The organism is Psychromonas sp. B3M02 (assembly GCF_003318165.1).
In the GTDB taxonomy this organism is placed as follows: Bacteria; Pseudomonadota; Gammaproteobacteria; order Enterobacterales; family Psychromonadaceae; genus Psychromonas.
In genome coordinates this window covers 1-26,639 of the sequence record NZ_QOCB01000144.1, presented here as the reverse complement: position 1 = coordinate 26,639, position 26,639 = coordinate 1, and the positions used below count along the sequence as shown (strand labels likewise).

At 36.9% G+C, this 26,639-nt stretch carries 26 protein-coding genes and 5 tRNA genes; 10 read left to right on the top strand and 21 right to left on the bottom strand.

What is annotated here, in order from left to right; translation table 11 throughout:
• Positions 1-51: 51 nt before the first annotated feature.
• From sufB to DS885_RS15905, 7 genes are all read left to right on the top strand, one after another.
• Positions 52-1,494, top strand: a complete 1,443-nt coding sequence (gene sufB / locus DS885_RS15935) for a Fe-S cluster assembly protein SufB (protein WP_113820396.1) — start codon at positions 52-54, stop codon at positions 1,492-1,494.
• Between the two features lie 11 nt (positions 1,495-1,505).
• The gene (sufC, locus tag DS885_RS15930; RefSeq protein WP_113820395.1) at positions 1,506-2,288 is read left to right on the top strand and encodes a Fe-S cluster assembly ATPase SufC; all 783 of its coding nucleotides are present in this window, start codon (positions 1,506-1,508) and stop codon (positions 2,286-2,288) included.
• A gap of 3 nt (positions 2,289-2,291) precedes the next feature.
• Positions 2,292-3,551 carry a SufB/SufD family protein gene (locus DS885_RS15925; protein WP_113820394.1) on the top strand — a complete coding sequence of 420 codons (1,260 nt, stop codon included), beginning with the start codon at positions 2,292-2,294 and terminating at the stop codon, positions 3,549-3,551.
• Positions 3,552-3,562: 11 nt separating this feature from the next.
• Positions 3,563-4,780 carry an aminotransferase class V-fold PLP-dependent enzyme gene (locus DS885_RS15920; protein ID WP_113820393.1) on the top strand — a complete coding sequence of 406 codons (1,218 nt, stop codon included), beginning with the start codon at positions 3,563-3,565 and terminating at the stop codon, positions 4,778-4,780.
• 8 nt (positions 4,781-4,788) lie between these two features.
• Positions 4,789-5,139: a HesB/IscA family protein gene (locus DS885_RS15915; protein ID WP_113820392.1), complete on the top strand. Its 351-nt coding sequence runs from the start codon at positions 4,789-4,791 to the stop codon at positions 5,137-5,139.
• Positions 5,140-5,673, top strand: coding sequence for a putative Fe-S cluster assembly protein SufT (gene sufT / locus DS885_RS15910; protein ID WP_220149724.1), 534 nt, complete (start codon positions 5,140-5,142; stop codon positions 5,671-5,673).
• Positions 5,674-5,791: 118 nt separating this feature from the next.
• Complete coding sequence (locus DS885_RS15905) at positions 5,792-6,202, top strand: SufE family protein (RefSeq protein WP_113820390.1); 411 nt, start codon at positions 5,792-5,794, stop codon at positions 6,200-6,202.
• A gap of 241 nt (positions 6,203-6,443) precedes the next feature.
• Here DS885_RS15905 and DS885_RS15900 read toward each other — a convergent pair whose 3' ends face one another.
• From DS885_RS15900 to DS885_RS15840, 14 genes are all read right to left on the bottom strand, one after another.
• Positions 6,444-7,268, bottom strand: coding sequence for an HNH endonuclease (locus tag DS885_RS15900; RefSeq protein ID WP_113820389.1), 825 nt, complete (start codon positions 7,266-7,268; stop codon positions 6,444-6,446).
• Positions 7,265-7,360, bottom strand: a complete 96-nt coding sequence (locus DS885_RS17810; protein ID WP_258546934.1) for a hypothetical protein — start codon at positions 7,358-7,360, stop codon at positions 7,265-7,267. Before DS885_RS17810 ends, DS885_RS15900 begins: the two co-directional genes overlap by 4 nt.
• Before the next feature lie 82 nt (positions 7,361-7,442).
• Positions 7,443-8,135: a nuclease-related domain-containing protein gene (locus DS885_RS15895; RefSeq protein ID WP_258546933.1), complete on the bottom strand. Its 693-nt coding sequence runs from the start codon at positions 8,133-8,135 to the stop codon at positions 7,443-7,445.
• A 134-nt stretch (positions 8,136-8,269) separates the two neighbouring features.
• Positions 8,270-10,363 (bottom strand): AAA family ATPase, encoded by a 2,094-nt coding sequence (locus tag DS885_RS15890; RefSeq protein WP_113820388.1) that lies wholly within the window; start codon positions 10,361-10,363, stop codon positions 8,270-8,272.
• Positions 10,353-10,805: a hypothetical protein gene (locus DS885_RS15885; RefSeq protein ID WP_113820387.1), complete on the bottom strand. Its 453-nt coding sequence runs from the start codon at positions 10,803-10,805 to the stop codon at positions 10,353-10,355. The genes DS885_RS15890 and DS885_RS15885 overlap by 11 nt, the downstream gene beginning before the upstream one ends.
• The gene (locus DS885_RS15880) at positions 10,805-11,722 is read right to left on the bottom strand and encodes a hypothetical protein (RefSeq protein WP_113820386.1); all 918 of its coding nucleotides are present in this window, start codon (positions 11,720-11,722) and stop codon (positions 10,805-10,807) included. The genes DS885_RS15885 and DS885_RS15880 overlap by 1 nt, the downstream gene beginning before the upstream one ends.
• 50 nt (positions 11,723-11,772) lie before the next feature.
• Positions 11,773-13,518 carry a class I SAM-dependent methyltransferase gene (locus DS885_RS15875; protein WP_113820385.1) on the bottom strand — a complete coding sequence of 582 codons (1,746 nt, stop codon included), beginning with the start codon at positions 13,516-13,518 and terminating at the stop codon, positions 11,773-11,775.
• Between the two features lie 197 nt (positions 13,519-13,715).
• Positions 13,716-14,378 carry a GNAT family N-acetyltransferase gene (locus DS885_RS15870; RefSeq protein ID WP_113820384.1) on the bottom strand — a complete coding sequence of 221 codons (663 nt, stop codon included), beginning with the start codon at positions 14,376-14,378 and terminating at the stop codon, positions 13,716-13,718.
• A gap of 1 nt (position 14,379) precedes the next feature.
• Complete coding sequence (locus DS885_RS15865; RefSeq protein ID WP_113820383.1) at positions 14,380-14,832, bottom strand: DMT family transporter; 453 nt, start codon at positions 14,830-14,832, stop codon at positions 14,380-14,382.
• Positions 14,829-15,455: a nitroreductase family protein gene (locus DS885_RS15860; RefSeq protein ID WP_113820382.1), complete on the bottom strand. Its 627-nt coding sequence runs from the start codon at positions 15,453-15,455 to the stop codon at positions 14,829-14,831. The genes DS885_RS15865 and DS885_RS15860 overlap by 4 nt, the downstream gene beginning before the upstream one ends.
• Before the next feature lie 60 nt (positions 15,456-15,515).
• Entirely contained in the window at positions 15,516-16,118 is a 603-nt protein-coding gene (locus DS885_RS15855) for a Crp/Fnr family transcriptional regulator (RefSeq protein WP_113820381.1), read from the bottom strand.
• 242 nt (positions 16,119-16,360) lie between these two features.
• Positions 16,361-17,680 (bottom strand): type II toxin-antitoxin system HipA family toxin, encoded by a 1,320-nt coding sequence (locus tag DS885_RS15850; RefSeq protein WP_113820380.1) that lies wholly within the window; start codon positions 17,678-17,680, stop codon positions 16,361-16,363.
• Entirely contained in the window at positions 17,674-18,009 is a 336-nt protein-coding gene (locus tag DS885_RS15845; protein WP_113820379.1) for a helix-turn-helix domain-containing protein, read from the bottom strand. Before DS885_RS15845 ends, DS885_RS15850 begins: the two co-directional genes overlap by 7 nt.
• 616 nt (positions 18,010-18,625) lie before the next feature.
• Positions 18,626-20,122 (bottom strand): vWA domain-containing protein, encoded by a 1,497-nt coding sequence (locus DS885_RS15840; protein ID WP_113820378.1) that lies wholly within the window; start codon positions 20,120-20,122, stop codon positions 18,626-18,628.
• A gap of 906 nt (positions 20,123-21,028) precedes the next feature.
• Between DS885_RS15840 and DS885_RS15835 the strand changes: the two genes are divergently transcribed.
• Together DS885_RS15835 and DS885_RS15830 are read left to right on the top strand one after the other, a co-directional pair.
• The gene (locus tag DS885_RS15835; protein WP_113820377.1) at positions 21,029-21,820 is read left to right on the top strand and encodes an acetoacetate decarboxylase family protein; all 792 of its coding nucleotides are present in this window, start codon (positions 21,029-21,031) and stop codon (positions 21,818-21,820) included.
• Between the two features lie 183 nt (positions 21,821-22,003).
• Entirely contained in the window at positions 22,004-22,843 is an 840-nt protein-coding gene (locus DS885_RS15830; protein ID WP_113820376.1) for an SDR family NAD(P)-dependent oxidoreductase, read from the top strand.
• 231 nt (positions 22,844-23,074) lie between these two features.
• On the opposite strand, the gene DS885_RS15825 is transcribed toward DS885_RS15830, so the two are convergent.
• The 7 genes from DS885_RS15825 to DS885_RS15795 form a co-directional block, all read right to left on the bottom strand.
• Complete coding sequence (locus DS885_RS15825) at positions 23,075-23,611, bottom strand: TetR/AcrR family transcriptional regulator (RefSeq protein WP_113820375.1); 537 nt, start codon at positions 23,609-23,611, stop codon at positions 23,075-23,077.
• Positions 23,612-23,867: 256 nt separating this feature from the next.
• The gene (locus tag DS885_RS15820; RefSeq protein ID WP_113820374.1) at positions 23,868-24,128 is read right to left on the bottom strand and encodes a hypothetical protein; all 261 of its coding nucleotides are present in this window, start codon (positions 24,126-24,128) and stop codon (positions 23,868-23,870) included.
• A gap of 608 nt (positions 24,129-24,736) precedes the next feature.
• A tRNA-Pro gene (locus DS885_RS15815) sits at positions 24,737-24,813 on the bottom strand.
• A 60-nt stretch (positions 24,814-24,873) separates the two neighbouring features.
• Positions 24,874-24,958: transfer RNA gene (locus DS885_RS15810), tRNA-Leu, on the bottom strand.
• A 36-nt stretch (positions 24,959-24,994) separates the two neighbouring features.
• A tRNA-His gene (locus DS885_RS15805) sits at positions 24,995-25,070 on the bottom strand.
• Between the two features lie 18 nt (positions 25,071-25,088).
• Positions 25,089-25,165 (bottom strand) — tRNA-Arg (locus DS885_RS15800).
• Between the two features lie 47 nt (positions 25,166-25,212).
• A tRNA-Pro gene (locus DS885_RS15795) sits at positions 25,213-25,289 on the bottom strand.
• Between the two features lie 421 nt (positions 25,290-25,710).
• Here DS885_RS15795 and DS885_RS15790 point away from each other — a divergent pair.
• Positions 25,711-26,622 carry a DUF3014 domain-containing protein gene (locus tag DS885_RS15790; RefSeq protein WP_113820373.1) on the top strand — a complete coding sequence of 304 codons (912 nt, stop codon included), beginning with the start codon at positions 25,711-25,713 and terminating at the stop codon, positions 26,620-26,622.
• Positions 26,623-26,639: the final 17 nt, after the last annotated feature.

Sequence of the window (26,639 nt, the reverse complement as noted above, 5' to 3'; positions counted from 1 at the left end):
AAAGATAAAACGATTATTACCATCCTCCCCCCGACAAAGAGTGAGTTTTATATGACAGTGCAAGTAGAGATAGATGAAGCACTAGCAAGAGAATATGAAGCTGGTTTTATTTCTGATATTGAGTCAGAAACCTTTGAACCAGGTTTAGATGAAAGTGTTATTACGCGAATTTCTAAAATGAAAAATGAACCAGAGTGGATGCTGGAATGGCGTCTTGGTGCATTCAGAGAATGGCTGAAAATGGAAGAGCCTGACTGGGCTTTAGTTGACTACCCTAAAGTAGATTTTCAAGCTATCTCTTACTACTCTGCACCTAAAAGTATGAAAGATAAACCAAAGTCGTTAGACGAGGTTGACCCTGAATTACTGCGTACCTATGAAAAATTAGGTATCCCTCTTATCGAGCAACAAATGCTTGCGGGTATTGCTGTTGATGCGGTGTTTGACTCTGTATCAGTAGTGACTACATTCCGAGAAAAACTACAGGAAGCAGGTGTTATCTTCTGCCCTATTTCTGAAGCAATTGTTGAATACCCTGAGCTGGTTAAAAAATATCTTGGTAGTGTGGTTGGCCGTAAAGATAACTACTACTCAGCATTAAACTGCGCTGTATTTACTGATGGTTCATTCGTTTACATTCCTAAAGGCACACGTTGCCCAATGGAGCTATCGACTTACTTCCGTATTAACGAACAAAATACCGGTCAGTTTGAACGTACGCTTATCATTGCCGATGAAGGCAGTCACGTAAGCTACCTTGAAGGTTGTACAGCACCTCAGCGTGATGAAAACCAATTACACGCCGCGGTTGTAGAACTTATCGCGATGGATAATGCAGAAATTAAATACTCGACAGTTCAAAACTGGTACCCAGGTGATGAGAACGGTAAAGGTGGTATTTACAACTTCGTTACTAAACGTGGTATTTGCCACACCAAAGCGAAGATCTCTTGGACACAAGTTGAAACGGGTTCTGCCGTTACTTGGAAATACCCAAGCTGTATCCTGAAAGGTGATGACAGTGTCGGTGAATTCTACTCAGTAGCGTTAACACGTGGCAGACAACAAGCCGATACAGGTACAAAAATGATCCACCTTGGTAAAAACACCAAGTCAACAATCATTACTAAAGGTATCTCAGCAGGCCGCAGTAATAACAGTTACCGTGGTTTAGTAAAAATGGCACCAACAGCCGATGGCGCACGTAACTTTACAGAATGTGATTCACTGTTAATCGGTGATAAATGTGGTGCACATACTTTCCCATACATTGAAAGCCGCAACCCTTCTGCCATTGTTGAGCACGAAGCAACAACGTCAAAAGTAAGTGACGAGCAAATGTTCCTATGTCGCCAACGCGGCCTTGATCCTGAAAAAGCAGTATCAATGATCGTCAATGGTTTCTGTAAAGAAGTATTCAAAGAGCTGCCAATGGAATTTGCCGTTGAAGCAAGTAAATTATTAGAGATTAGCCTTGAAGGCTCTGTAGGTTAAGGATTATTAAGATGTCAGACAACAAAAGTTTATTAACAATTAAAGATGTATACGCAAGCATTGAAGAAAAGCAAATAATCAAAGGTTTTGATCTTGATATTAAACCAGGTGAAGTTCATGCAATCATGGGTCCAAACGGTGCTGGTAAAAGTACTATGGGTTATGTTTTATCTGGACGTGAAGGTTACGAAGTAGATAGCGGTACAATCACCTTCGACGGGAAAGATTTGCTAGAGATGGAAATTGAAGAGCGTGCTGCAGCAGGCCTATTCCTTGCCTTCCAATACCCTGTTGAAATCCCAGGTGTCAGTAACTTAGAGTTCTTAAAAGCGTCTGTTGATGCTATCCGTGAAGCAAACGGTGAAGAGCCGATCACTTCTTCTGAGCTACTAAAGCAAGCAAAAGAAGCCTGTAAACAAGTTAACTTACCGCTTGCGTTCTTAAAGCGTGGCGTGAATGAAGGCTTCTCTGGTGGTGAAAAGAAACGTAACGAATTAATGCAAATGTTACTGCTTAAGCCAAGACTGTGTATTTTAGATGAAACCGATTCAGGTTTAGATATCGATGCACTACAAATGGTAGCTGAAGGCGTTAACAGCCAACGTTCTCCTGACCGTAGCTTTATCGTAGTAACGCATTACCAACGCCTACTTGATTACATCAAACCTGATTTTGTTCACGTATTAGCTGACGGTAAAATCGTGAAAAGCGGTGACGCTTCACTAGCACTAGAGCTAGAATCTCAAGGTTACGCTTGGTTAGAAACTCACAAAGACGAAGAAATTGAGGGTTAATAGATGAGCGAATGGTTAGAAAGTGCCATCTCAAGAGGGCAAAAAATTGACGATTGGTTAAATCCCAAACGTAGCCGTGCACTTGAATTGTTATCAACAACGAAATGGCCGACTCGTAAAACAGAAGCGTGGCGTTACACCCCACTGCGTGCAATCCAAAGCACTAAAGCAACACAGCTTGACGTAGTGAGTGACTTAACACCATTAGCCATTGCCGACTTATCTGCTATTGAATTAGTCTTTAAAAATGGCAAATTAGATAAAAGCCAATTAAGCGACACATTACCAACAGGATTAACAGTAACCTTAGGTAGTGAGCTAGCAGCGGCACAACAATCGCAAGCAGTTGCTGACTTCTCTGAAGTGAAGCCAGATCGTCACTTATTCGGTTTAGTGAATGATGCATTAGCACAAGACGTTGTGATCGTGAATGTTGAAGCCGGTGTAAAAATTGAACAACCTGTTCGTATTAGCTCACTATTAAGCCAAGGTGCTGAATCTCACACACGTGTTCAAGTAACACTAGGTGAAGGGGCAGAGCTTGCAGTGATTGAAGATGTTCAAGCTGAAGGTGAAACACTAAATACCGCTTTCGTTGAATACTTTGTATCACCAAAAGCACACTTAGAGCATTACCGTTTTGCGTTACAAACCGGTACTAATGTCTCTGTGGGTGGTTGTCACTTCAACATGTTAGATCATTCAACTATGCACAGCACTATCGTGGCATTTGGTAGTGATTTATCACGTTTAGACACTGACATCATTCACTCAGGTGAATTTGTCGATGCAAAACTCAATGCAATCTATTTGCTAGATAATAACGAGCTATTTGATCTGCATGCAACGGTTGAGCATGCGATGCCAAACGGCACCACAGAAGAAAACGTACGTTGTATCGTCGGTGGTCGTGCTAAAGCAGTCTTTAACGGCAGAATCCATATTCACCGTGATGCGCAAAAAACATTAGCGGAATTGAATAACCGTAACTTACTGGTATCTAAAACAGCTGAAATCAATACAAAACCAGAATTAGAAATTTATGCTGATGATGTACGTTGTGCTCATGGTGCAACGTCTGCAGAAGTGGATAAACAAGCTTTGTATTACTTACAAACGAGAGGCATCGATCGCGCACAAGCCAACGTGATCTTAAACTTTGGTTTCATTAATGAATTAATTGATTTAATGCCAAATAAAGTACTCGCAGAATGGATTCGTCCAATTATCCGAGCACGCTTCTCTACCATGAAAGTAAACTAAGTGAGAGTTTAATGAGTTTTGATGTATTAGCTATTCGCGAACAATTTCCAATTCTAAAGCGTCAAGTCAATGGAAAGCCACTGGTGTATTTAGATAACGCAGCGACCACACAAAAACCACAATGTGTGATTGATGCGATGGTTGATTATTACTCGAACAGTAATTCAAATGTGCACCGTGGTGCACATTTTCTGGCCGATCAAGCAACACGTGGTTTTGAAAATGCACGTGATCTTATCCAGCAGTTTCTCAATGCGCCAAAGCGTGAAGAAGTGATTTGGACAACCGGCACCACAGAAAGTATTAATATTGTAGCCAACGGTTTACGGACTTTACTGTCACCAGGTGATGAAGTGATTGCAACGGAAATGGATCACCATGCCAACTTAGTAACATGGCAACATGCCTGTAAAGAAGCCGGTGCAACTTTGCGTACCGTCCCTGTTACCGATGCGGGTGAACTGGATCAAGCGGCCTATGAAAGTCTGCTTAATAACAACACAAAATTCGTTGCTTTCCCGCATGTATCCAACGTGCTTGGTACGATCAACCCCGTTAAATCAATGACAGAAAAAGCAAAAAAAGTGAATGCTTTAGTCTTAGTTGATGGCGCACAAGGTGCGGCACATGGTTGGGCAGATGTACAAGATATCGGTTGTGATTTTTATGCATTTTCAGCACATAAAATCTACGGCCCGATGGGCATCGGTGTACTGTGGGGCAAAACATCCGTTCTTGAAAGTTGGCCTGTATGGCGCACTGGCGGCGAGATGATCGCGACAGTGACATTACAAGATGCCACTTGGAACGTGCTCCCTTACCGATTTGAAGCAGGTACACCCAATGTCGGTGGCGCAATAGCCATGGGTGAAGCAGTACGTTGGTTTAGTGAACTTGACCAAGAAGCCGTATTAGCCCATGAAAATGCCCTACTTGCTTACGCAACTGAACAAGCAGAGGCCTTTGAAGGCTTAACTATCATTGGTAACGCTAAAAACAAGATCGGTGTACTCAGTTTCGTACTAGAGCAAGGGCACCCTGCCGACCTTGGCTTCTTGCTTGACCAGCAAGGCATAGCAATCAGAACGGGCGACCTTTGTGCACAACCTTTAATGTCGCGCTTTAACGTGCCGGGTACTGCACGCGCTTCTTTCTCTATTTATAATACATTCGATGATATTGATGCTTTATTTGTTGCACTCAACAAAGCAAAAACAATGTTGTCTTAGGAGTTTTAATGACCGTATCTGTATTTGACCCAACAGCGAACATCTTATTAACTGATGCCGCAGAAAAATACTTTTCAGCACAAATGGCCAATAAGCCTGACAGTGTCATACGACTCAGTACCAAAGTAAGTGGCTGTACAGGCTTTGCTTATGTACTTGAAATCGAAGACCAGCCAGCTGAAGACGATATTATTATCAAATTTTCTGATTTTGATATTGCTGTTGCAGCGAAATCAATGATGATGATAGCCGGCACAGAGATTGACCTTGTTACCGAAGGTATTAATCAAGTTGTTAAATATAACAACCCTAACGTTGTAGCTGAATGTGGCTGCGGCGAAAGCTTTAATGTGAGCTAACTGATGCAAAAAATGGTAGTAACACAACGCGCTTGTGCAGCGCGTAGAGTCCCAACAGGAGAGCCAACCATCATTCCTGAAGGAGAGTTCATCTCCATTAATCAGAGCCTCGGTGGTAACTATACAGTGACTTGGATGGGCAACATGTTGCGCATCGATGGCACCGATGCATCAGCGATTGGCCAGCAATCTGAAGTCTTAGAGTTTGAAGACCTTGGTAAAAGCGAGATTGATGAAGATCAGGTATGGCAAGCATTAGATGGTATCTACGACCCAGAGATCCCAATTAGCTTAGTCTCTCTAGGCTTAATCTATAAAGTGTCAGTAGAGCAAAGTAACAAAACCGTCTCTATCGACATGACCTTAACCGCACCCGGTTGTGGTATGGGCCCAGTACTCGTCAGCGACGTTGAATATCGTGTTGCCAAAGTACCCAATGTTGACCATGTAAAAGTTGAACTCTTGTTCGATCCACCTTGGTCAAGAGAGATGATGAGTGAAGAAGCACAATTAGAATCAGGGCTTTTCTTCTAAGCTCTTTCACCCATGCACATAATCCAATATAATAAATCGCACTTAGGTAGTTGTTTTATAAACTAGTTAAGAGCGATTTTTTTTACCCTGTCTATAAAGTATAAATATTAGAGGTTCCATGTCATTACCAACTACAGAAGAGATCATTGAAGACTTAACATTTTTCGACGACTGGGAAGATAAATATAAATATATTATCGATTTAGGAAAGCAACTGCCCGCTTTCGACGATAAATGGCATACTACAGAACGCCTAGTAAAAGGCTGTCAAAGTAATGTTTGGATACAACCTGGTACTGAAGGCGATTTACTGACTTTCTCCGTCGACAGCGATGCCATCATCGTTCGTGGCTTACTTGGTTTAGTATTAGCCGCATTTGACCATAAAACGCCAAAACAGATTATAGATTTTGATATCTCAGCTTACTTCCAAGCCTTAGACCTAGAAAAACACCTCAGCCCAACTCGCGGTAATGGTTTACGCTCAATCGTAAGCCGTATCCAAAACATCGCACAAGCAGCAGTGTAAATTAATTTAGAATCGATTTTATAAAGTAAGGTTTTATCTTAATAAAAAAGCCTTACTTTAAAATGATACTAGATATCTTTGTCACACTTCTACTTTGCTCTAAAGCTTGTACTTTATCTTATAGCACTTTGCAGTTCACAATTGTCATATAACTAAGTTTTAAACTATTAACAAAATTTCTTACAACTATAATTTCTGATATAAATAATTGATTAGTAATTATTTATATTAATGAGCTCATTTATAAACAACAACTATTACGATGAATGTCTAAAAAATGCTTATTAGGTTTGAAGGTATTTGGTAAGTCTATTTGCATCCCTTGTTTTTTAATAAAATACTCATTTACACTGTTCGAAGTATAATAGTCCTTGATATTTTTACTTATAATTATTCGGTAATCATCATCTAAACTAATTAAATGATTATCAAATGCAGCGTCGTAGGTTGCTGATAAACAAAGACCATTAGTAGGATCTAAGCGCATTGTTTTATCTTCAGCCCAAGGCACAATATGACTCGCTCTATTTACTTCTGGTATATTTATACCCGTAATACAACAAGATTGATTATAAATATCAAGTATTACTTTTCTAAATACATTTTGGTTAGTTCGAACGTTTACTTCTCTAACAACATCACGCCCTTCGGCATACTCAAAGCCATCTAGTAAACAACTTGGGTATTTTAAAGTAATTGGAATCTGAGTACCTTCTTCGTTCACATTATCCAGTAAACGTTTCTCATACTTGAATTCAACCAAAAATGTCATAAAAGACTTTAATGCTGCAGAACAAAAACCATTAGCTAAATAACTTTTAGGAACATTATGAATTACCCATAAATTATTATCTTTATTTTTACTCTGTTGCAAAACGAAAACATAAAGCTGATACAGGCGTTCAATAGATTCTACCTTCCAAATATCTTTACAATCATTAAAACCAAACGGCTCGTGTTCAATAAGCAAACTTAAAATATCAAGCGCTTTAATATACGAATTTGCTTTTTGGCTTCCAGTGATATTAGTTGCTTTAATATACTTAGTGAATGCATTTTTAATCATAGGTTTATCACTTTTCTACATTTTGGAAAATTAGTACATCCCCAAAATTGATTACCAACATACTTACCTTTTTGGGCTTGTCTTAATGCCATTTCAGATCCGCACTTGGGGCAGGATTTTTCTACGCCCTCTTGTATTTCAAGCCCCTGATTAAGCATTTCTTTAGGCTCTACTTTACTTTACTTTACTTTCATATACTTGCTTGGTTATTTCTCTGGGCTCCGCTTTGCTTTCAACAATAGTTTTCACATGTTTATTATGCGCTAAGTTTGTTTTCAAACTAGGTGTCAAACGCCCCTCTTCAATCTCAGCAATAAGGCTACTAACTTCTTCTTTCGTAAAGTGCACGGCTTGCTTAGATTTAATGTACTCCACACATCCTCTCGCGTAGGTAACATTCTCAGGCATTTTGGTTTTAAAAGTACTATCACCAACAAAAACCACAACAGAGTAAATCAGTTCATTTGGTATTGATAAACAACTCGCTAATGTTTGCGTATGTTTATAGTTCTGATGAAGTGGGTTTTGAAATTTACCCGTGTATTTGAAAATCTTTTGCGTCCATTGCTTTTGATTGGCACAGCCAAAAATCCAGCCTTTCATATTTTTAGTTTCAATCACAAACAAGCCAAACTCAGACACCACAATATGATCAATTTGAGTTGTTCCGTCGTCCGTTGGTAAAGTGACATTTTTAATTAAGGTATAGCGCTCTTTTGGTAAAAATTTGGTGAGTAATAAGTTAACCAAAAATTCACCTAATATGCCTTTAAACCAAGCCGACTTTAATACAACAGGTAAAATAAAAAGTGGCAGAATATACCAGTACAGAGATAGTGCGTTAAAAACTTGTGTCGTTAAATCCATTTAAAACCTTAGTGCAGTTAGATTATTTTTGTCAAAATCAATAAAAATCCTAACTCTAATAATAGTCTAAAGTTGAAGCCCCAATACCAAAATACTTATTACATGGAGTAATTAATTAGCGGTGATTACAGAATCTATATTTTAGCTACAATTTTTCTAGGTAAACGCTCAAGTTTAAAGTTATTTGCATTTAATCCTGCAACTGATGATGCATAAGTTTCGTCATTTTCATCAAATGATGCTGCGACAATACTCTGCAATCCCTGTGTTGTAGATAATAGATTAAGCATCTTATTGACACTTTTGGTACTCATTGAATGTTGCGCAGGTTCATCAAATAAAATCATACCTGGATGATTTCCTCCACACTTAGAAGATGCTTTATATAGAGATATCAAATAAGACCAAATTAGCCTTACAAAATCACTTGCAGATGAATCTGACTTAATATCTGTACTACTTTCACCAAACTTTTTCTTATATTCGGACGGCGTATCCATTTGCTCTCTTAACTCAAGGTCTTGTAAATAAGGAAGCAAAGTTTCAGGTTTTATTTCTATATCATCAACTTTTGCACTACGGTAACCAAACGTTGTTGCTAATGTTCTAAATTCATTAGCAAATTCATTTATTTTATTTTTGTCTTTATAAGTAAAGCCGAACTTAGATAAATCTGTAATAGTAGCGTTTAACTTTTTATAATCTAAAGCTAAAGTAGTTAGAATTTCAAGACTACTTTTCAACTTCGAATCAAGTTTACTTAGCTCCACTTGTCTATTTTCTAATGTAATTTTTCTTCTAATATCTATTTCTTTAATATGAGTTGTTGATTTGATATCTCGTTTCAATGAAATTAATTCTTTCCTGAATTTAACTACTTCTCGGTTTATAGTTAACAGTTGTCCTTTATTTCTTTCTATATTTTTTTGTAGTCCATTAAGTAAAGACTCAATCATCTTTTTTTGATTGCGTAGGTGAGTAATATTTTCTTGGAGTGACATTGGCATTGCCATGCTATCAGGAGATATTAAAATGTCGTCTATAGGATTTAAACAGGTGTGGCATTTTCCCTTTGCAAAATCTAATTCAGCTTCATCTGCTCCAAATTTAACAAGTTTTTCTGTTAATTTATTAGCTTTTAAATCTTTATCTATGCTTTTCAGGCTTTCAAAATATTGACTAAGTTGTGACTCATCTATCTTGATTTGACTATTGCACATACTTTGCATGTTCAATAGTTCATCAATTCTATTTTGTACTGATTCAATGCTTGTAACTAGAGCGGTTGATTCATCAGACAGTTCAGCCTTTTCATTTTGAATAACCTCAAACATCTCATGTTTTATGTCTTCTTTTATAGCTTCAAGAGACCGAGTTTCGGCACCTTTGCTTTCTACAATAGAAACTAGCTTTGGATCAAAATCTATAGGCGGTATTTTACTAATTCCCGACACCGATAAGTAGTTTCCCTCTACTATAATTTTAACTTCAGTAGCTACCTCAGACCAATCGGACATAATTTTAGAACGCTGCAATTGCAAATCATTAAGACTCTTAGCACTCCTAAATATATCCAAGTCGAGTAAAAAGCTTCCCACTTTCTCTCTCATACCACTTACTCCGTAATATGGAATATTAGCGATGTAATCAGTCCACCCACGTTTCTGTTCGACTAACAAAGCAGAAAAAACAGATTGTAGATATAGTTTAGTCTCTTTACCTTTATTATCAGATAGGGATGGTAATTTTAAACCTAAGAAGCTTTCTAGGTACGCAAAAAATCCTCTTTCCTCGTCTTGTGCAGAACCAGCATCATGCAAAAAAGTATATTGGCTTTTTATATTAGTTAAAGAATTATCGGTTAAGTACGCACCTTCTAGAACCTGAATCAACTTGGTATCAATATCATCAGATTTAATCACTCGCTTTAGCGTAATAACTGTACCTAATCTATTTTCTAACTCTAAATACACTACAGAATTATGAACTAGTATATTAACGCCATCTAAATCAAATTTATTTTTCAGCGCATAAGGTAGACTAGTATTACCCTTCGAACCAATGATTTCTTCCATACCAAGTGCATAAATTAAAGAATTCACGAATGTACTCTTTCCTGATGAGTTGTCTCCTCGAATAATATTCAGGCCAGAGCTAAATGGTATTCGATATCCATACTCTTGATTGTCTGAACCTGAGAGTTTTACAAATAATTGATTAAACTTCATCTACCCACCTTTTAGCTGCTTGACTCACCATTGTTTCTGTTATTTTTTTTGCTATGTTATTTAGTTCTTCAGTTTCCGTATCAAATAATTCCAAAAGTTTAGTTTCCAAAATAAAATGTTCTGACTTACCTGTTAATTGATATGAACCATTTGACGTTATTCTAAGTAAACCTTCGGAAGTAGCATAGTTAAGCGCCATATTTAACGAAGGGTCTATACCCCAAACACCTATTAATAACTCTTTCTTTTCAGCTGAAAGTTTTAACGCCTGTAAACGCTGTGGATCTAGCATCGCCCAGTTGAATAGATGCATTTTTAATAAGCTAACTTTCCCTCCTGTGCACCCAAGCTTTAAAATCAATAATATTTTTGCCACTTTGTACATTGGTCGTAATTCGGGGACTACTGCTGACTTCTTACGACAAAAGCTTAACTTGCTCATTATTCAATCCTCATAGGGCATTCTGCAATCCACTTCGCCACCATATGCTTGGTAATAGAAACTAAATCCTCATGTTCAATTGTTGATATATGAGCATCTTTTCCAAATCGTTCAATTAGCATTTCTTGAACGCGTGTCACTAACTTTTGTGGACTATCTTCCCAAGACATAGATACTTCTTCGACATCAGCTTCAAAGTTATTAACTAACTTTGCAATACGTTCATATAACTCTGGAGATTGATTAAAGATACGTCTCAAAATCTCATAGCCATCCAGATAGAATTTTTTAGTTAGATCATTAAGGCGAGAGTGATTTTGGGGTTTGTAAGTATCTCTAATAAAACTACGGACTCTATTCTTATCTTGAATGTTTACATCATATTCGGTAGTTAGTTCTGGTTCAGTTATAACTTCGCCATTAGCACTAGAAAAACTCAGCTGTACACCATTAATAATCTGCTGTTGCCTGATTTCTTGAATATAATGTCCGAGGTCTTTTACAAGTATTTGAATATCATTTGATATAAAGGAAATTTCAGCTGCTTTAATTTCTTTTTCTTTAACTCGAGCATGAGCATGTATTTCATGTTTTGCTATTCTTGGCGTTATAAATAACCATTGCGAGATCTTAGTATCACCAATATGCTTTAATATTTCTGTTTCATTAGTTGATGATTTTTTTATATCCGCAGTGATTTTGTCGCGCTGTTTCTCATAAAGTGTCTTAGTATCGTAATGCTCATCAGGGCAATAACATTGGATCATAATCCCCTCGTTGATTACAAAGCCTTCAATACCAAGATCACCAGGAGAAGCCACCATATCTTGATAGGTATCGTATTTTTGTTTAAATACAGATTGGATTAAGCCTTCCCACTTATCGCCATCTAAAGGGCCAATATCAGTATGGATCATCTATTTGATTACCTATTGTATAAATAATTATTATTAAAAAGCAGAAAACATCACCACTCTCTCAACTGCTGCATCTCTTTCAAACGCCCTCTTTGTAATAACAAAGCTTCAAAAAGATCATCGACTGAATTATTACTGGCTGCTAACCCTGGTAAGGCGATATTCGCTTCAGCGAAAAAACGCTGTTGATTCATTTCACGATTAACATCGATTGAATCATCAGTTAACCATGCATCTTGCCACCAGTTTGTAATACGTGTTTTCGCATTTTTCATCTTATGTTCTGTAGGTAAACGATCGCTCTTTTGTCCGTTCGCAGTAACATCGCTAGGTAATAAATTCCATAGGTCATTATTAGGCCAACGTGCAAATGGCATGCAATGATCAATTGCGTATTGTTTATTTAAGGTTTTATTTGTCCAAACACAGTTGTGTTGGTTATTATTCTGTTTTTTTAGCGTTTCAAAACGGTTTCGGACTTCAGTGGTACTGCGCTTTGCTTCTAACCAATTCAATGCATTCACTAATTTATATTGTTGCTCTGGGTCTTTATATTGGCGATTGCCTTGATAACCCGCCATGGTTTTCGTCCATTCTGAAACTAATACAGGTTCAATCCAACAGGCATAACGGCTAAAAGCAATCCATAGATGTTCAGGTAATGAAAATTCGCCCCAATGTTTTAAGGTAGTTAAGTCTAAAAATAAACTGTCTTTAGCGCGTACACATTTACTGCTCACTTCGAATACACTTTCAGAACTATTAGGGAAAGTAATATACTTACAGGGCATGTTTTTGATGTTAGCGACACTTGCAGATAGCATTTTATGCATTGCTATTGCTTGCTCTCCTTGAAATAGGTTCCCGATTCGGTAATCTGATGATGACAGGTGTGTTAATTTATGCCAGCCATCTTCTTTCATGAAGCCCATGTTTCTATTTTTATTAGGGGTTTGATATAACTGATGTTTATCGATTAAATCTTTATATTGATGTGCCCAGTAAAGAGCCACTAATCCAACAGGTAAAATAACTCTATTGTCTTCTCGTCTTATAACTGCACCTGGTTGACCATCTGCTATCCGTAATAACACGCGCATTAACGCTAGTTTGTGCGTTGCAGATTTTCCATCATTCAATGCGACATGACGAATAAATGGAAATGCGCCACTACCATCATCTGGTAGTTTTAATACAACCGTTTGCCATAACACATCAGCCCTGCCGATCGCATCGGGCTTTTTATCTGTGATTAATAACGGAGATAGGCCGAGCTTTGTAGACATTTGTACTAAAGCATCGCTAGATACTTCATACATATTACGTTCATCGCCACTTTCACCATGACGTAATGAAATAACTAATAGGCCACCAGGCTTTAATAAATTAGCCAGTTTTCGCAATGAACGTGCGCGTTGTGCATCAGGAATATGCATCCAAACTGCACTCAATAAGATAAGGTCAAAGCTGATCTCTTTACGCGTAACAACGCTGAGGTCGGGAAGTGAATCTTGTAACCAGTTTATGTTCAAACCTTGCGTATGTTTTTTACCAAGCTCCGCTAACATTAATGCAGGCTCGATCGCTGTGACTGAGATATTATTAGCTGCGCCTTGTTCTGCAAAGTATTGGCTATCTCGCCCAGCCCCTGCACCGATATCTAAAATGCGCGCCTCTTTTTTATTCAAAATAGGCGTCAGATAGCTAAGCCAACAATCATGGACTTGTTCAAAGGTTTTTGAAAGGTACATGTCAGCCAATTGCTGTGCATTTCGGTTATAAAAACTATTAGGCATGACTACTTTCGCTTTAAGGTAATTTATTTATTGCAACTGGCTTACCAATTAAATAAATAGAAAATTATTACAATTTATTTATATAACACGAATTTACCATAAAAAATAGCAACTTATACCTATTAAGTTATCTTTTAATAGGTATTAACCTCTCTTCCTATAAAATAATCACATGAATCATGCATGAGAACTCTAATCTAACGTTTACCCTCCAGATGATACAATTCAGCTAATGCTTTAAACCCCATATTGATGTACATATTTTTACCTGCTTGAGACGATTGCAATGTCATAACATCGCATCCCCTATGTTTTGCTATAGCGATAAGATGTAGCATGATGGCTTTGCCAATACCGCATCTTTGAAATTGGGGTAATACGCCTATTTGATGTATTCCCATTGTTTTATGTGATTGATAGAGTATGGCTGTACCCGCTATATTACTATTCACTTCAAAGGCTAAAACTGTAGCGTTTTTATCATCGATAAGCGGGTTAATACTCTGTTTATCAATGTCGTAACCAAATGCGTTACTGCAGGCTTCACTCCATTGTTTTAGACCCTCATCAGAACGTACAGTCGATACTTGATCGTGTGTTTGCCCTATTGACTCCTCCAACTCTAAATACATGGCCGTTAATTGAACTTTAACTTTTACATGCTGGAATGAAATTGGTTTATTCAAGGTGACATGTACTTTATCGTTCCATTGCTGGCTATCAACAAGTGAAAAATCCTCACACCAAATTTTATGTGGCCAGTGAGCATGAAGATATTTATCTTCTTCAATTTTCTCAGCCGATAAAGCTTGCCAAAAAGCACTTAGGTTATTTAAATTTTTATACAATAATTCTGACATGCTACTCCTTATTCACTAATGTTATGCCGATGATTAATAACAAAGCACCGACCAATTTGGTACTAGATATTAATTTTTGTGGGCTATCAAAGAGGCCAAAGTGACTGATGATGAGTGCTAAAATTAGCTGTCCAGTTAAAGAGTAACTCATCACTGATCCCACTCCCATTTTCGGAATAAGCCAATACATGCTTCCCACACCAATTACACTTAACACACACGATAACCACAAATACCAAGGTACGATACTAAAAGATATTTGTTGCCACTGATGGATAAGACTTTTGCTATTCACTAATAATGCGATGGTAATGACGAGTAAAAAACTGGTAAAAAATACATAACTAGTCGCTAACAAAGCACTGTTGAATAGCTGACCTAATCTCGCATTCATCGCTGCTTGAATAGCAATACAACTGCCTGCAAATAATGCAAAAAACCATAATATATTCATATGATGGTAACCAACTCTTCGATGGATTGACGGTATTTCGCTCTAATTGAAGTAGTGTCCATCGTACTTCTATAACCTACAGGGCATAATATTTCGGCATTTAAACCAAGTTTATTTAATCCAAGTACTTGGTTAATGCCATGGTTATCAAACCCTGTCATGGGGCAAGCATCAATTTTATTAATAGCGGCGCAACTTAGTAGCTTTCCAAGTGCGATATAAGCTTGTTGAGAGGACCAATTGATTCTCTCATCTTTCGTCTTTGTTAGAAGATCATTAATAATTACTTGCTCATATCCTTTTAAATCCAAAGCAGTCCTATTTTGACTGCTAGCGACTTGTGAGATAAATGTTGAAATATCATCTTGCGTAATGGTTGTTTTATGAGCGAACACAAAAAGGTGGGAGTTATTGGCAACTTTATTTTGCCCAAAGCTGTAAGGTAAAAGCTTCTGTTTAACGGCTTCACTTTCTATAATAAATAAGCGATATGGTTGAAGCCCGTATGCGCTTGCACTTAAGCGTACGCTTTCTATCAAACCACTTACTTGCGCTTGATTTAATTTTTTATCTGAAAATTGATTAACGGCATAACGCCAATTGAGTGCATGAATAAAGTCCATTTAAAGTTCCTCTGTTTGACTGAATGGACTTAGTGTACTGACGGCATTTATGTAATTCATTTACATATGTTGAGAAGCCTCATTTAATGACTTTTTTATTCTGCTCAATTGTGTGGGTGTAATGCCTAAATAACTGGCAATATGAAATTGAGGTAGTCGCGATAAAATAGTTTGGTAATCTTTTAAGAATGTCAGATAACGCTGTTTCGCTTCAAATTGTAAATAACCAATCTCTTTTGTTTCTTTCTCTAATAACCAATGTGTTTCAAGGTAATGAATATGGAATGCCATTAGATCTGGAGTTGTAAATAAAGCCTTTCTAAATTTTAAAAAATCTATTTCGATAATGTCACAATCTTCTAATGCTTCAACAGCTAAAAAACTGATCTCACTTTTGATTAATGCGGTCATTGAAGCAGGAAAACGCCCTTCACAAAAAAAGTTTTTATTAAATTCATTCCCTTCTTCATCCGTGACATAAGCGCGCATTAGCCCTTTATGAATAAATGCAAATCTCGTAGGTATTTCTCCAGCTTTATACAGTATGTCTCCTTTATTGAGATGTTTTAACGTTAAACATTGCTGGTACGCCTTCCATGCAACAAGAGATATTGGATAGTACTTTTCAATAGTTTTTTTGAGATGGTTGATGGCAGAGGGCATTATCAAGGCTTATTGTGTATTTATGAATTATTTTAGTCTAATTCATTAAGGTGTTGGTGCCTATTTTAAATGTTTAAAAATAAGCCCTATAAATCAAGCTAGCAAGTCGACCTCAGTTTATTTAAGCATGTTGAAGTAGAGTAAGTACATGGCACATAGGAGACTAATGTAAACATACACATTATTTATGCGGCTTTCAGCGTTAATACGTTACAAACATCTTATTTTTACAATATATGTTGTTACAGCATAACTCTTAAATTCTTACTGACTTCTTTGATGAGTAAGCTTGGCACCTCTTGTTCTGATGCGAGTTGCTCCCATTGTGATACGACTTCGATAGTATGGTTTAAGACTTCATCTATCTTGCGTTTATTAAAGATGGGACTCAGTTTCTCAAAGCTATAAAAATCATCTCTTGTGAAGTTATCTTGCTTTCCGTTTAGTGTCATCCAATGTTTGCTTACCCAATGGCTGTCAGGCTTGTAACTGTATGCAAGGTCATAAGCTGGGGCTAGCTGCCATTGATTATGTTGATCTAACAAAAAGCCAAAGTTCTTGGCATGATCATCATGATTTCGAGCAATGACATTAAACACCATTCGCTTAAATAATTGCATTGCATCGTCAGGGCTTAGCTTTAACTTCCTAGCGGTACTGAATAGTTCTGCATAGGAATATGAGCCTATTTGCTTGTAGCTTACATGTTCAAGGCCATTCAGTGTTTGAACGTGAATTTTGTCATTCCCCTTGCGATCAAACCTTTCAGTGATGAAGTGTCTTCGTTTACCTTCATTGAGTAAATGACATGGCATCATGTCGATGCCACATTGCTTCGCTAACAAATAATATGTGTATTCCATTGCGCCATAACCCATCGGGTCACCGAAGGTTTCTTGGTTTTTATTATGCTCATTCACCCCATCAAACTTCATGAGATAATGTTTGAAGCCATCGGGTGCATCAGTTTGGCCTGAACGAACTTGTGTAAAATCTTTATTAAATGCCAGCACCGCTTTAGGCCTAGCCCCACCAGCACTCATACCAACCGACATTAAAGACATCATTGCTTCTTTGTTTTCTTGTCCGCTATCGGTTAGTTGCACTTCAAATTGAGCGCGTTTATCTAATATCTCTTGGGCAATTGAAAGAAGAGATTCGATATCGATAGGTTGCGAGGCATTGAGGTTTTTTCTTCTTGTCGCGGGAGAGTATGTTAATGCGCCCATTCCGCGTGTGCCTGTGTACTGTAGACGTTGTAAAGGCGTAATATCACTGGTTAGTTTGCCTTGGCTGGCGATCCACGCGTTCATTACGGCGTTACCAAAATCATCAGGTAATGAATCAGCTATCAGTCCAGGCAAGCCTTTAAAGGTGGCGGGATCAAGGTGAGGAAATGAATATACTTTTGTTGCTAGTGGCATTTTGATAGGTGATAACTCTATACCTGTTTTGATAAAGTTTGGAAAATACTCAAATGCCCCCGTTTGTGTATCAGTGTTATAACTGACAGCGCCTACATCGTGCTCTTTGTATTTGACTTTAATGACTTCAGTTACCATTCTGGAGTCTCCTCTTTTGCCGATTTATGCTTAGTGGGGCTAGCAGCCCTTTTGCGTTCCTTCCCTTTTAATTCGATAAGCTGAACTGGCGATATTTCTTGTTTAGGGATAAAGGCGTCTAATTGTTCAGTTATTTCAAGCGCGATGAGGATAGCGACCATAGACTCAAGCGTTGACTTGCCTTTTTCACAATTGGTCACGGCCTTAAGCGACACCCCCGCTTTTTGGGCAACGGCTTTTTGAGTGAGGTTAGCATTAAGCCGAGCAGTTCTAATCCTATCACCAAGTTCCGCAGCGATAGCATGTGGTGTTAAGTCACCAAATACCATAAGACACCTTAAAAGATTGTTTATATTCAATTTAAGAAATTAAAATCCTTAAAAGGATTATTACATACATTAAAAGAAAAACAAATAAGAATCCATAAAACACCTTAAAAGGAACTTTAAATTGTATTTATATCACAATAACACCTTTAAGGAGCTTTGTGACTCACTGGTAAATGCTTGGTGTCTGGTTTAGTGGGTTAATTTAGCTGAATAGAGTTTTGAATTTTGTTCATGCCTATTTAGAACAAAGTAACGGATGCCATAATAATATTGGCGAAGCGCGCTTTTATCATGAGTAGATATCTGAAATCGCAAAATTGATGAATATAGCGAAAGCGATAATCACGTACTCCTTGATGGCTCAGGAATTAGAATAGCAAAAACTGTAATCGATAGGCGAGAATTTAGCATCTGCTGAACCCTTTAACTATTAATAATACTTAAACAAAAAAACCGCTTCTGCGTTTAAGCAGAAAGCGGTTTACTTAATGTAGTCGCTGGTAGAAGGCATGAACTAAAAACGCTTTGGTTTGAAGCATTTACTTTATTTGGGCAATCAACATGCCCAATGGCTATTACCCTCAAGTTATTTTAATCTACGAGAATATATTTAACTTTAATTAATAGTTAACTCACGCGAGGTACTTTCTCCGTTGATCTCTACGGTTACTTGTATTACATCCCCTGTTACCAATGGTTCGCTCAAAGTACCGTTATAATTAAAAGATGTTTGTGTCGACAGACCATCAAAGAAACCTGAAAGATCAGTTACATCCGAGACTTCTAAATATTGACTCCCCGTTTCTGTTGCAATTGTTTCCATTCGTGAAGAATAAAACGATGAGATTCCACTACCTATTGCTAGCACACTAATTGGTATATTTTTCTCTTGTGCTTTTGTAATTACGTCAGTGTATGAAGCAGAGCTGCTATTATCAGCACCATCAGTCAATACTATAATTTGTGGATTTGTAATTGATTCATCAAACTCATCAAGGCCTACATCTAAACTATCATAAAAGGCAGTTCCGCCACTAAATGGATAATATGTATTAATCAAAGCAATGTTATCTTCTCTACCGTCATACCTTGCAATTTCTGGTGAAGATGAATAAAAATACATCTCTGAGTGAGGGTTATATATATCAATTAAAGTATGTACCGTCGCACTATCTTCAATGAAACCATTTTCTCTTTCACTAACAAATTCTATTGTTTCACCCTCAGAGTTTTCTAATGATAAACTAGCATTGATGTAATCATCAGTGAGCGAATATACATCGTCTGAAAAAAGAACCATCGAAAAACTTGCTTCTTCATCGTTATCTTTTGTTGTCTCTACAAATTGATGTGCCGCTGCGGCAGCTACCGAATATCTTGATTGATAATTACCATCTCCATCTACAGTGTAATTACCATCTTCATCAAAAACATAACTAGACATCGAACCACTTGAATCCAATGAAATGAGAATTGAAGCTTCATTATCAGTAACACTTTGAGAGCCAACTAAACTGCTAAGCGTTATTTCACTATTATTTTTTTCAACAGTAAATGCTGATGGCTCTATCCCTATAACTGCTTTGTAAGATTCTGAATCAGTAATGACAACGTTAATTTCATTATCTGATAATTGTCTTAATCCTGAGAAATAATATGACGCATCACTGGAGATGGTTGATGCCACTTTTAATTCACTGTCTTCTAAAAAGTTATCAATATTAGATTTTATTGCTTTAAATCCATCTTTTTCAGCTGTTAACAATGTCATTTGTTCTGCAATATCAGTATCAACGGACACATCGAATGAGCCGCATGAGTCTGTTGTAATATCATCTTTTAAAATATCGCCATTAGCACTTGTTAAATAGACTGTTGCACTTGATAGTGCAGTGTAACCAGTGGGAATGTCAGAACAAGTTGTACTTCGTTGTACAGCGGATTTCGAAGCTGCACTTTCACTAATACTTTCAGGGTAAACTAAGTAACCAGAAATATTGACTTGTTTGCTAATAACATCATCTTCTTGAGTGCTACTACTTGATGAACTGTCACAAGCAGCCAAAGATCCAACTAATACAGCGACTGAAGTCAGTTTAAAAAATGTTTTCATCATTACTTCCTTGTATATAAAAAATCAAAAAAACATAAGAACACAATGAAATCAATAAGTAAACCCAATGACACAAAAACATCAAAGAAAAGAGAATTAATTAACCAAATTAGCATTGAAATGAATTAAGCATATGAAAAAGTCTAAATATCTAACAAATCATATTTAGACGTTGCAGTGGTTGTCTTCATAAGCACCAATTTTATGGTGGCTTTTCTACACCCAAAAAATTTGTAAGCATAGGTTAAAACATATTTGAGTTTTTAATAATACAAAATTTATTTGAGCACAGTTTACACACAGCGCTAAATCTTAGTCATTTTGGAGTAATTTCAATAATAAAATGCCCAGCTAATTACCTCTTGGAGATTAGCCTTAATATGATTAATGTTTATGAGGCAATGTAATCACGCCACAATTTTTTGTGGCGTTTACAACACTTGTGAAGGTTTTCATACAAGACAAATAACAGAGTGTAACCAATAAAGTTAGAAAAAGTATTTTAAGAATTTAGCGAGCATCCCTCTCTTTGGAAAACATAAATTAAAATTCAATAATAATGCTCACATACGCACATTCTTATGTTTTAACTAATCGCTACTTTTATCAACTTAAGTATGTTCAAAATAAGCTCCCCTATTTGTACTATACGAGTCTCCTAACTGCGTAATACTATTGCGTTTGCTAAAGCTGGTTAAGCGGCGGCAGTAATCAGATAAACTTAGAGAGACTTTTAATTGTAATAAAAACAAATTTGTACCTATTGTTGCAATTATCTTTCTTACCATGTTTATCCGAACCATTAAGCAGTAGCATATGAACTTGTCGACTCGAAACAAAATGTCCAGACCAGAAAAGATAAACTCGGGTCACGTCAATTCAACTATTTAGATTAAGGAATGAATTATGAAAAAAAGTCATGGCGAGAGCGTTTATATTCCAGAGGAAATAACGTCGGTTTTTACAGCGCCCGATTATCCTTTTCCTGATTCGGAGAATTATTTGATTGCATTCAAAACTGAAAAAGAGGCTTTGAATGGAATATTACCGGAAGGGTTTCAATTTATTTCAGGATACGAAGATGTTGTTTTACTTCGTGTTAACAGATTTGAATCAAAAGATAAAAAAATAAGACCTTACTGGGAAACGGTAATATCTATTCCTGCAATATTTGGTGAGGGTGAAGATACTATTCAGGGTGAATATGCCTCACAACTCTACTTAGGTTCGCTCGAGCCTGAAAGTAATACCTCGCCAACGCTAACAGGGCAAATGCATTATGGATATCCTAAACGTGAAGCGATATTTAATGTAAAAGGTCAGTTTGGTGTTAATGATACCAGAATACAAATGTCTCGCCATGAAACGCTATTGTTCGATATCGACGTTAAAGAAAAAGAAGATAGTGTGGCCGTTGATCCCAACTTAATGGATCTTCAGGGAAATATGATGGTCTTTAAAGCAATTCCAAATGCAACTGGTAATGGCTGGGATGTGCTAGAAATAAATACGCCAATAGTAAAAGAAGGTTCTTTTAATTTAAAAGATATGCGGGCTGTTGATGTTGAGTTTAAAGGTAATCTCAAACTCGATTCTGGGCGTGTCATTCCAGTAAAAGAAGTTATTGGTTCTGTGTATATGAAATACGATTGGATTCTAGGTCAGGCTGAGTTGGTGCATGACTATCTTGATAATTAGTTTATGTATGTTCAACAACTTGAGCCCTCGTTGTTCGAATACAGACTAGCACTTTTTCAAGAGCATACAATTTCCAGAGCGCCATTATTCTTGGCCTCTGGTGATGCGGGATATATAACCGGTCACTCCTTTCTGCCGATGGTGGTTTAACCCGTCCAAAAAGCAATAAAAGGTATTTTTAAGATGGATATAAAAGACAAAGTTATTTGGATTACTGGCGGCTGCTCCGGTATGGGGTTAGCTAGTGTGAAATTGTTCCTTAGCAAAGGTGCAAAAGTAATGGTCACTGACATTAATGAAGAAAAAGGAAGTACTCTTTCAGATGAATTTGGAGCAAATGTCATATTTTACAAAGCTGATATGACTAAAACAAATGAGCTACAAGATGCTGTAAAAGGTGTAATGGATACTTGGGGAAAAGTGAATGTTCTTCTTTCTTGTGCAGGAGGAGGAGGGCTTACATGGGCTTTGCCAATGGCACCAACCCCCGAAAGCATGCAGTCAGGCGGCCCGTTAAACTGGCAATATACAAATGAGGGTCCCGGTTCTCTAGATGCATTCATGTCTGATATTAATATCAATTTGGTAGGGAATTTTGATGCAGCTAGGTTAGCAGCATTTCAAATGATGAAAAATGAACCAAATGAGCATGGAGAAAGAGGAGCGATTATTTTTATATCTTCAATTTCAGCAAATAAAAGGCACTCTCCGGGTTTTAATTGTGGTTATGCTTCTAGCAAAGCTGGTTTATTAGGATTGACCAAAGAAATGGCAGTAAATCTTGCGCCTGGTGGAGTAAGGGTTAATTCAATTCTTCCTGGTTATTTTGATACCAAACTCGTAGAACAGGTTCGTGATGTTGCAGCAGATCAGTGGAAAGAAGCCGCAATTTTCCCTAAAGAGCCTGGTGACGTAAAGTGTGTTGCAACAATGGCAGTTGAAATTGTGGAAAACTATTACGTCAATAATGCCACCATTGAGGTTACTGCCGGTTTTACTGGAACAACGAGTTACCAAGCTTAAATAAATTAACGCTAAAGTTAAAATAAAGGTTTTGAATATTAACTTAATTTATATGAAATCTTCATCTATAAATATTTTGAGTGTTCAACTTTATTTTGACTTTAGGATGCTGTTATTTTAAGCACCTTGAGCGGTATGCTTGATATGACTGGTATTTTGTTTAAACGTATTCCTTACTTGAATAAGTATGCCCTACATAGCTTCAAAGAAAAATGACAGCAAGACGGAGAGTTATAACTTATATGCATTGATATTTTCCACAGCCTTCGCCATAACTTTAATGTCAGGTTCACAGTTATTTTTCACCCAGGTAATCAATAATTGATATAAACCACCAGCCGTGAACTGTCTGTGTAATAAATTGTCTATCTCTTGCCCTTTATTGATCCCCAATAGATTTTCCATATCTTTAAGGTTTTCAACAAATATATCTAGCAATAAAGTTTGAATATTAGATCTGATTAAAGACGACAAAAAATCTTTATATTGAAGAAAATAGCGAAAGAAACTTTCAGAAGCCTCAAATGAAGAGAGATTTTTTTTACTCGTTAAGCAATTAGTATATTCACTATAAATAAACTTCATATGTTCGTAAATTAAATCCTCCTTGTAATTGAAATTTCGATAAAAGCCTGTACGTGAGACCCCCGCTTTTGAACACAACTCCGAAATAGTAATATCCTGAATATTCTTCTTTTTCATGATAATCAAAAGTGCTTGTGTGAGGCATCTTCTTGTCTCAATACTTTTAGGGTTTTTAATATTCATAAAAAATCAACTTCTAATGTAATTATAACTTTTCTATATCACCTGAAATAAAATTAACTCTTGCACATACCGCAATTTTTAGCAGCCTGATTTTTCTTAAAAAATACGATAAAAGGAGGATCCAATATGGGTTTACAGTCATTGCTTTAGTTTATAGAAAATGAGGAGCTAAAGTAAAGATAGTTTGGTATTCAAAAATAGATCGGTCATCCCCATTAATGCTAAGCATTTGTTTTTTAACGGAATACTTAACTTACTAGATCTTGCAGAAGATAGTGTAACGTGTATTACTATTCCAACCTGATTGCTCTGTTTCATTTTGCAAATTGAGTTTAAAAGAAATATATTGTGTTATCTCTAATAAACTTCTCATTAGGTTACCTAACTTGTATTCACTAATTGAATATTCACAACTCCACACACCTTGAAAGTCTTGTGTTATATGAGCACTTTTATTACCTTCTACACGCAGGTTATTTAATGTATCAATGATATAGGTAGGCACTTTTTTGCTCATAGAAATTTGTTTTATTTTACTGTTCAAGTCCCCTGAGACTGGTGGCTTTAAATGAAGCTTTTCACCGACTTCATGACATCATAACTCAACATATAGTCGAGCTTAAAGTAAGCAACAAGAATGGTCGATAGAATAGTATTTTTCAACCTCCTGGCTTAAACGATAAAGTTCAGGAAATGAATGCTCAATAAATAGGTAGTTGTTAGTAATTGATGGCGTGCTTGGTAAGTAAGCTAATTGACCCATGGTTATTATCCTCAATTTGTTTGAAATCTATGAGGGTAATATTAAAGACGCCACAATATTTGTGGCGTTTGCAAGCTTGTGAAGTTTTTCCATACCATACAAATAATCCAGTACCATGCCACCTGTAAATTTTCTGATTAATTTAAACTAGGAAGCTCAATAATTGCTATATAAATTATATTTGGTCGCAATTTGGTCACAAGTTGGTCACAAACACTAAAAACTGAATTTTTAGGGGCTAGATTGAGGAAACTAAAAGTAATGGATATTCATTAAAATGAAAGTTAGATGAGTAATAACTTGTATATTTTGGGCGAAAAAAAACCGCTTTTGCGTTTAAGCATAAAGCGGTTTTCTTAATGTGGTCGGTGATAGAGGATTCGAACCTCTGACCCTCTGGTCCCAAACCAGATGCGCTACCAAGCTGCGCTAATCACCGAAATTGTTAATATCTAATTAGTCAGGGATTAAAATTAACTAATTGATATTGTTGTTTAAATGGTGCGGAAGGAGAGACTTGAACTCTCACACCTTGCGATACTAGAACCTAAATCTAGCGCGTCTACCAATTCCGCCACTTCCGCATCAACTTAAACATTGTCAAACTAAGATTTAAAAAATGGGGCGAATGACGGGGTTTGAACCCGCGACAACCGGAATCACAATCCGGGGCTCTACCAACTGAGCTACATCCGCCACTAAACTTTTTAAAAATGGTACGCCCTACAGGATTCGAACCTGTGGCCTACGGCTTAGAAGGCCGTTGCTCTATCCAGCTGAGCTAAGGGCGCAAAAGCAGGATTTATACCTTACAACGATTTCTCATTGTATTCAAATGTGGTCGGTGATAGAGGATTCGAACCTCTGACCCTCTGGTCCCAAACCAGATGCGCTACCAAGCTGCGCTAATCACCGACTATTTTATTCGTGTTTTAGAATCAAAGGTCAGAACCCTCTGGTCCAACTTTCATCCAAAACACCGGAGATACGCTATCAATCTACGTTAACCACCGACTGTTTTATTGTTGAAACGCTTAATGCCTGTCAACGAGGCGAGATATTACTGAGTTGCAGTCTTGTCGTCAAACTTTATTTACATATATTTTGTCGCTTGCCGAATTATTAAACGCATTGCACAATATTGATTCATATTTTAATTAAAAATGCTTTTTAATGCTATTTTTTAAACAGGTTTAACTGTATTTATCTCAATTAATTTATACGCTTAAGTAAAATAGGTGCATAAACTATCTTTAAATTCAGATATAGTGAATCTGTCGTTGATTTAAATGCTTACTTCAACATGTTAACTACTTTAAAATGGAGTAAATAACACATGCCTTACCCTGATCTCCCAAAAGAAAAATCGTATTCATGGTTTAATATTTTATTAATTATAATTTGTATTTCTATGTTTGGTTATAGTATCTATTTTTTCACTTATCCTGAGCAGAACCACAAGTTAATTGAAAGACTAGGTTTATCTACTTTACTTTCTCGGTCAAGCACAAAGGTAAATGAAAACACCTCTACTAGTTCACAACAGTTACAGGGCCAAGCATCTGCTGTGCAAACTGTTCAATCCCCTATCGTTTCAACTACTGAACCAACAGTAGATGAACAACCAATAGTAGAGTTACCAGCATTAGTTGAATCAGATCCTGAAGTGCTGTTATCCATGCAGGAGTTCAGCCAGCCTGAGCTAATGAATAATCGTATGCTACAAAATGGTATTATTAATAGCACGGTTGTATTTATTGATAACTTTAGTCGAGGCGACTTTATCGCTAGCTTTAGTCCATTGCTTCCGCCTATTTTACCCTTTGTTATCGATACAAAAGCCGGACAAACATTTGTCTCTAAAAAGAGCTACCAGCGTTATGATAACTACGCTAATTACATTGACTCCCTAGATTCAGAAAAATTTGTCGAGGCTTATCAAACGTACAAACCATTAATAGATGAGTCTTATTCTGAAATAGCGCGCCCTGGCTCCGAGTTCCATGACGTTTTAAATAATGCTATTGATGTTGCATTAAGTGTACCTGTGATTAAACAGCCTATCTCATTGCACTCCCCTTCTGTGATGTATCTTTTTGATGATCCTAGTTTGGAAGCATTAAATGACGCGCAAAAATTAATGCTGAGATTTGGTCCTGATAACCTCACTAAGATTCAAAACAAACTCAAAGAAATTCAAGCGGTATTAAATAAACCCGCTGTTGAGACGAGTGAGTTTACTGAATAATACCAATCATACTAAGT

Coding starts and splice junctions, on each gene's coding strand:
- sufB (WP_113820396.1), top strand. CDS start 52: ATGACAGTGCAAGTAGAGATAGATGAAGCACTAGCAAGAGAATATGAA.
- sufC (WP_113820395.1), top strand. CDS start 1,506: ATGTCAGACAACAAAAGTTTATTAACAATTAAAGATGTATACGCAAGC.
- DS885_RS15925 (WP_113820394.1), top strand. CDS start 2,292: ATGAGCGAATGGTTAGAAAGTGCCATCTCAAGAGGGCAAAAAATTGAC.
- DS885_RS15920 (WP_113820393.1), top strand. CDS start 3,563: ATGAGTTTTGATGTATTAGCTATTCGCGAACAATTTCCAATTCTAAAG.
- DS885_RS15915 (WP_113820392.1), top strand. CDS start 4,789: ATGACCGTATCTGTATTTGACCCAACAGCGAACATCTTATTAACTGAT.
- DS885_RS15905 (WP_113820390.1), top strand. CDS start 5,792: ATGTCATTACCAACTACAGAAGAGATCATTGAAGACTTAACATTTTTC.
- DS885_RS15900 (WP_113820389.1), bottom strand. CDS start 7,268: ATGATTAAAAATGCATTCACTAAGTATATTAAAGCAACTAATATCACT.
- DS885_RS17810 (WP_258546934.1), bottom strand. CDS start 7,360: ATGGCATTAAGACAAGCCCAAAAAGGTAAGTATGTTGGTAATCAATTT.
- DS885_RS15895 (WP_258546933.1), bottom strand. CDS start 8,135: ATGGATTTAACGACACAAGTTTTTAACGCACTATCTCTGTACTGGTAT.
- DS885_RS15890 (WP_113820388.1), bottom strand. CDS start 10,363: ATGAAGTTTAATCAATTATTTGTAAAACTCTCAGGTTCAGACAATCAA.
- DS885_RS15885 (WP_113820387.1), bottom strand. CDS start 10,805: ATGAGCAAGTTAAGCTTTTGTCGTAAGAAGTCAGCAGTAGTCCCCGAA.
- DS885_RS15880 (WP_113820386.1), bottom strand. CDS start 11,722: ATGATCCATACTGATATTGGCCCTTTAGATGGCGATAAGTGGGAAGGC.
- DS885_RS15875 (WP_113820385.1), bottom strand. CDS start 13,518: ATGCCTAATAGTTTTTATAACCGAAATGCACAGCAATTGGCTGACATG.
- DS885_RS15870 (WP_113820384.1), bottom strand. CDS start 14,378: ATGTCAGAATTATTGTATAAAAATTTAAATAACCTAAGTGCTTTTTGG.
- DS885_RS15865 (WP_113820383.1), bottom strand. CDS start 14,832: ATGAATATATTATGGTTTTTTGCATTATTTGCAGGCAGTTGTATTGCT.
- DS885_RS15860 (WP_113820382.1), bottom strand. CDS start 15,455: ATGGACTTTATTCATGCACTCAATTGGCGTTATGCCGTTAATCAATTT.
- DS885_RS15855 (WP_113820381.1), bottom strand. CDS start 16,118: ATGCCCTCTGCCATCAACCATCTCAAAAAAACTATTGAAAAGTACTAT.
- DS885_RS15850 (WP_113820380.1), bottom strand. CDS start 17,680: ATGGTAACTGAAGTCATTAAAGTCAAATACAAAGAGCACGATGTAGGC.
- DS885_RS15845 (WP_113820379.1), bottom strand. CDS start 18,009: ATGGTATTTGGTGACTTAACACCACATGCTATCGCTGCGGAACTTGGT.
- DS885_RS15840 (WP_113820378.1), bottom strand. CDS start 20,122: ATGAAAACATTTTTTAAACTGACTTCAGTCGCTGTATTAGTTGGATCT.
- DS885_RS15835 (WP_113820377.1), top strand. CDS start 21,029: ATGAAAAAAAGTCATGGCGAGAGCGTTTATATTCCAGAGGAAATAACG.
- DS885_RS15830 (WP_113820376.1), top strand. CDS start 22,004: ATGGATATAAAAGACAAAGTTATTTGGATTACTGGCGGCTGCTCCGGT.
- DS885_RS15825 (WP_113820375.1), bottom strand. CDS start 23,611: ATGAATATTAAAAACCCTAAAAGTATTGAGACAAGAAGATGCCTCACA.
- DS885_RS15820 (WP_113820374.1), bottom strand. CDS start 24,128: ATGAGCAAAAAAGTGCCTACCTATATCATTGATACATTAAATAACCTG.
- DS885_RS15790 (WP_113820373.1), top strand. CDS start 25,711: ATGCCTTACCCTGATCTCCCAAAAGAAAAATCGTATTCATGGTTTAAT.